The sequence below is a fragment of the Collinsella sp. AM15-2 genome, assembly GCF_003471985.1.
Taxonomy (GTDB): domain Bacteria; phylum Actinomycetota; class Coriobacteriia; order Coriobacteriales; family Coriobacteriaceae; genus Collinsella.
Window position 1 is genome coordinate 1 of sequence record NZ_QRKO01000046.1, and the last position, 1,931, is coordinate 1,931.

At 55.4% G+C, this 1,931-nt stretch carries 1 protein-coding gene; it reads left to right on the top strand.

The genetic code is table 11. From position 1 onward, the window contains the following. The first annotated feature begins 209 nt into the window (after positions 1-209). On the top strand, positions 210-1,334 hold the full coding sequence (locus DW171_RS10000; protein WP_118271098.1) for an aminotransferase: 1,125 nt from the start codon (positions 210-212) through the stop codon (positions 1,332-1,334). The last annotated feature ends 597 nt before the right edge of the window (positions 1,335-1,931 follow it).

Below are 1,931 nucleotides of genomic sequence, written 5' to 3' on the forward strand. Positions count from 1 at the left end.
TCCCGCGGCCGCGGCGGCCCGCGCTGCATGAGCATGCCCTTCTGGCGTGAGGACCTCTAAGGTCTTCTAGGACCCGTATAGGTCTTAATACATACATCTAGCTGACGTTAGATGTCTCCCATTGGGGCGGTGCGGGTTTTCGCGCCGCCCCAATCTTGTATGAGGAACGTCAACACGGTTGGATGACTGCTTTTGTAAGGAGCTTGGCCATGGACATTAAGACGATTGGCGTTGAGGAATGGCTCAACGTTTGGGAGAAGAGCGCCACGTGGGACATCGCCCAGTCGACGATCTCGTCGCTCACCATGGGCGAGCTGCGCGCGCTCGATGAGCAGGACGGCGCCACGTTCTACGAGCGCCTGGACCGCGAGAAGATGAACTACGGCTGGATCGAGGGCTCTCCGGAGTTTAAGGCCGAGGTTGCCAAGCTGTATCGTCGCGAGGTCAATCCCGATCACATACTGCAGACCAATGGCTGCACGGGCGCTAACCTCAACGCCATCATGGCCGTGGTCGAGCCCGGCGACCATGTCATCGCCGAGTGGCCCACCTACGCGCCGCTCTACGAGATTCCGCATACGCTCGGTGCCGAGGTCGAGTATTGGGAGCTTCGCGAGGAGCTTGGCTGGAAGCCCGATATCGAGGAGCTTAAGCGCTTGGTGCGTCCCAATACCAAGCTCATCTGCATCAACAACGCATCGAACCCCATCGGAACGGTGCTCGATGCCGATACGCTCGGCCAGATTGCCGAGATCGCCCGTTCGGCTGGCGCCTATGTGCTGTGCGACGAGGTGTACCTGCCGCTTGAGAACACCAAGGCCTTTATGTCGATGGCCGACATGTACGAGAAGGCCATTGTCACCAACTCGGTGTCCAAGACCTATTCGACGCCTGCGGCCCGCGTGGGCTGGGTCGTGGCCGACGAAGAGGCGTCCAACCGCATCCGCACCTACCGCGACTACACCATGATCTGCGGCGGCGTGTTCAACGATGCCCTGGCGACCTATGTGCTTGAGCACAAGGATAAGATTCTCGAGCGCAATCGCAAGATCGTGTTTGGCAACCGCGATATCGCGCAGGCTTGGATCGATACGCAGCATCGCGTTTCCTGGACGGCCCCGCAGGGAATATCCACCTCGTTTATCCAGCTGGATATTCCCGAGGATGACGAGGAATTCTGTAAGCGCCTGTTGGCCGAGAGGGGAGTGCTGCTGGTCCCCGGTAGCCGTTTTGAGCTTCCCTGCGGCGCACGCCTGGGCTACTGCGCGAGCGAAGACGTTCTTCGCGAGGGCCTGAGGCTTTTGGGCGAGGCACTGGCGGAGTTCGATCGCTAGGATTCCGACGATCTTCGAGGGCCTTATCCAAATTGGCCGAAGATAATCGAAAACGGACCCGTTTCCCTAGGGGAAGCGGGTTCGTTTTTCTATACCGAGAAGTCAAGTTGTTACAAATGGGGCCGTAAAGCGAGCCGGTATCCGCTGGGCCTTATACTGAGCTTCCGGTGAACGGTATCAAGCGTCTGGTAAACGGTAATTTGTTTACCAGAAATGAATAGGACAAACTTTTTTCTGAATAAAAATGAAAATGGTTGAGACGTGGCATGAATCGCTGATTCTATTCATAGCTTTATTAGAAATATGCAATTTGAGGGTGGTTTAATAAAGTTAAGTTCCATTTGCTATTTGGACTGAAAACGCGTTTTAGCACGTAAATACACTTTATTATATCAAAGTGTGCCATGCGTGAAGTATATGTGTATGCCGTTCACCCCTCATATAAAACCGTTCGGGGGCGAGGTGGAAGTATGGACTGATTTTGGATATAAATATGTCGTCAGCAATAACGCCTCACACGGAGGGGCGCTAACGAATCGGCCCTGACAGGGGCCCGAAAGAAAGGTAGGAGGCCATGACGAAAGGTCTGCACGTGCC

Excerpts from the sequence above, each read along its gene's own strand:
- DW171_RS10000 (WP_118271098.1), top strand. The coding sequence starts at position 210 with ATGGACATTAAGACGATTGGCGTTGAGGAATGGCTCAACGTTTGGGAG.